4 protein-coding genes and 1 pseudogene are annotated in these 3,095 nt (G+C 55.7%); all 5 read right to left on the reverse strand.

Annotation, left to right across the window (positions count from 1 at the left end; genetic code table 11):
- Nucleotides 1-270: DUF4469 domain-containing protein (locus EII41_RS14345; protein WP_411292610.1), on the reverse strand; the 270-nt coding region annotated here is incomplete at its 3' end.
- An 18-nt stretch (nt 271-288) separates the two neighbouring features.
- Nucleotides 289-592: pseudogene (locus EII41_RS14830) on the reverse strand (DNA-binding domain-containing protein); the annotation flags it as partial.
- Between the two features lie 145 nt (nt 593-737).
- Nucleotides 738-1,475, reverse strand: a complete 738-nt coding sequence (locus tag EII41_RS13345) for a hypothetical protein (protein ID WP_124790977.1) — start codon at nt 1,473-1,475, stop codon at nt 738-740.
- Between the two features lie 70 nt (nt 1,476-1,545).
- Nucleotides 1,546-2,622 (reverse strand): nucleoside hydrolase, encoded by a 1,077-nt coding sequence (locus tag EII41_RS13350; protein WP_124752826.1) that lies wholly within the window; start codon nt 2,620-2,622, stop codon nt 1,546-1,548.
- A gap of 337 nt (nt 2,623-2,959) precedes the next feature.
- Entirely contained in the window at nt 2,960-3,088 is a 129-nt protein-coding gene (locus tag EII41_RS14835) for a T9SS type A sorting domain-containing protein (RefSeq protein WP_411292611.1), read from the reverse strand.
- Nucleotides 3,089-3,095: the final 7 nt, after the last annotated feature.

The following is a 3,095-nucleotide window of genomic DNA, read 5'->3' on the forward strand; positions in this document are numbered from 1 at the left end:
GATGATCATCAGCTCCGAGGGGTTGTTGATCACGATGTCGCCTTCGTCCACCTTCGTGGCGGTGTTCGTCGCCGTCTCGCGGAAGAAGATGCCGACGCCGGGCTTGTCGCCTACGACGCGGAGCTTCGTCCCCGTCACGCGCAGGTTGAACCCGGGCGTCAGCCGGTCGTTCACGGTGCGGCTCTTCATGTCTTCCACCTGCCCGATATACAATCCGGTCTCGGCGACGCCCATAATCTGCACTTCGACGCTCTCGATCTCGCGACGCATGCGCTCGCCCTGCGTGAACTGGAATTGGAGTGTGTGACGCTGCGGATCGAACGTTTCGTTCGGATTGAGGAATACGCCCCGGATCATGGGCATGGCCGTGGTAGCCGGTGTTGACGGCGAAGCCGTCGCACAGGCGGTAGGCCATCTCCTTGAGGAAGAGTTCTACGGCGTGGCTCATGGCTGCCTCGGAGATGTCTGCGCCGCCGCGCGTGGCGGCCGAGTGACAGATGTCGGCCACGGAAAGACTGCGTTCGGAGCTGACGCGTGCCGTGAAATCGTTCGGGTCGGGCGTCAGCAGGTTGTCGTAGAGATACGCTTTGATGGTGTGCCTTGTTTTACTCTGCGGGCTCGCTTACAAGCGTGCGGCCGGAGCCCGTCGGCCGCGAAAGAAATGTTCTTTTTCATACGATTGATGTGTTTATATTTCTGCCGTCACGCCGATCGGGGTATGACGGGCAGCGTTGTTTTCATTTGATTTCATATTCGTGAATGTTATCGTCGTAGACGGTTACGTAGAGGCGATTGCCGACGATTTCGAGATCGGTGTGCGCCGTAGGCAGCGGTACTTTGGAGAGTACGCGCCCCGTTTCGCGGTCGAGGAGGCAGAGCCAGTCTTTCTCGGCGGTAAATCCATATCCGCAGATGATGTATCGATCGTGGAGGATAAAGATGTTGTTGCTCGTCAGGTAGGGGGTCTGCCATCGTATTCCGGCGATTTCGGGATCGAGGCAATAGAGCCGGCTGCACTTTCCCTTGAGGTTTTCCGAATACGAGGGGCATGCCATGTTGAAGTAGAGCCGTCCGTCGGCAGCCGACCGGATATCCTGCAGTTCGCAGTCAAAGTCATCGAGCATTCGGCTAAGGTTGAAATAGTCCCTGAGTTGCTTGTCCTCGTCGTACAAAGCAGCGATGAAGCAATAATGGTTGGCTGCGAGGGGTGTTCTCCACAATCCCAGATAACCGCCTTGGGCAGGTTCGGCAATGAAGAGTTGCAGGTCTTCATCGACTTCGGGCCGGGGCAGATCGGTCACGGCCACGTGCTCTCGCAGGCGTGAGTAACTGCCGTTGGGTTTGTTCCGCCCGGTCAGTTCGATTCGGGTGTCGGCAAACTGCTTCGGCGTGTAGACGCGCTTGCGCACGAGTTGTTGGGCGTCGAGGGCGAGGGTGGCCACGACGGCCAGTGTACATAGAAGTATTCGTTTCATAAATTTCATTCTTCGTTTAGACGTTTATCACTACGGTACGACGGCGGGGAGGGATGCCCCTCCGGCCGTCTTATTTCTTCGGGCGAAAGGTTTTACAATACGTTTCGATCATGTTCCACAGCTTGTCGGCATCGACCGTCATGATGATGCGCGCCGGTTGCGTGCCGGAGGGCGGACTGGTTTCGAAAGCCAGCGACGCTCCGTAGGAGAGTCCGAACTGGTCGTTCACATCGATATGACGCGTGATCTCTTCGGTGATCAGCGACGGGTCGATGAGGATGGCTCCGCAAATCACATCCCAGACGTAATGCGTATAATTCCGGTCTTTGCGATACAGGTCGATCAGATAGTTACGTTCGAGCATCGTTTTCAGTTCCGGATGAGCCGTGGCGGCGATGATGCGGTCGTACCGTTCTTTACGAAAAGGTATCTTCTCGCAAACATCCAGCCCGATAACGATCTGCTCTTTGAAAGGGCTTCGAACGGCGATGCGCGCCGCGTTCGGGTCGAGCCACCAGTTGAACTCGGCCGCGGGCGAGGTGTTGCCGGCTTTGAAGAACGACCCGCCCATGTAGATGACGCGTTTGATCATCGGCACGATTTCGGGCGCCATGCGTACGGCGGCGGCCAGGTTGGTGCAGGTGCCGATGGCCATGAGCGTGATCTCGCCCGGATGTTTCTTGACCCGGTCGATGATAAAGTTGACCGCGTTCATGTCGAGCGGCTGCGTGTTCGGTTCCGCCCCGTACTTCTCGCGATAGACGGCCTGCCACGATGCCGGCTCGGGATACCCGGCCGAGCCGAGATAGCCGTCGCCGATGCCGTAAAGAGCGATCTCGGCCTTGATATTATCGGCCCGGTTGGGACTGAGCGGGAAACGGATGCCGGGCACGACGGGTATGTCGGTGCGCCCGACGGCTTCGAGCTGACGGATGGCATAGGCCGTACCCTCCGGTACCCACGTGTTACCCACTACCACGGTGACGCCCAGCAAATCGACATTAGGCGCCTGAGCCAGCATCAGCATCGTGATGCCGTCGTCGAACATCTCGACCATATCCGTGTCGAGGATTACTTTTTCTTTCTGCTCTGCTTCGACCGAGAGGCAGAAGAAACTCACAAGAGTCATAAAAATCATCTTTTTCATACGATTCGGTTTTTAATCGGTTTTCATTTATTCAGTTATTCAGCGGTCAGCGTAAATTAGTTGTTAATTGTTAATTGTCAATTGTTATGCCGGGTACCCGCCGAATCATGTACGCGGTAAATAACCATTCACATATTCTCCGCCCGAAGGGCGTCACTTTTCACTTTTCACTCTTCACTTTTCGTTTTTCACTTCCTTTGCGTTCGGATAGCCGGCGGTATCCGGTCGGCGATAGTCAGGGCGAACACACGGGTTCGCCCCTACATTGACTACCTTTGACTACATTAACTACTTGCTGACTACCTTTGACTACTTTTCACTTTTCGTTTTTCACTTTTCACTTTATCAGGATTTTTGTTACTCGCTCGCCGATACGCACCAGATATACACCCGACGGCAGCGGCTCTACGTGGTCGCCGGCGGAGAGGAAGAGCGTTTTCACCATCGCGCCATGTACATTATATATATGTACC

Origin of the sequence: Tannerella forsythia (assembly GCF_003860135.1) — a bacterium.
Classification (GTDB): domain Bacteria; phylum Bacteroidota; class Bacteroidia; order Bacteroidales; family Tannerellaceae; genus Tannerella; species Tannerella forsythia_A.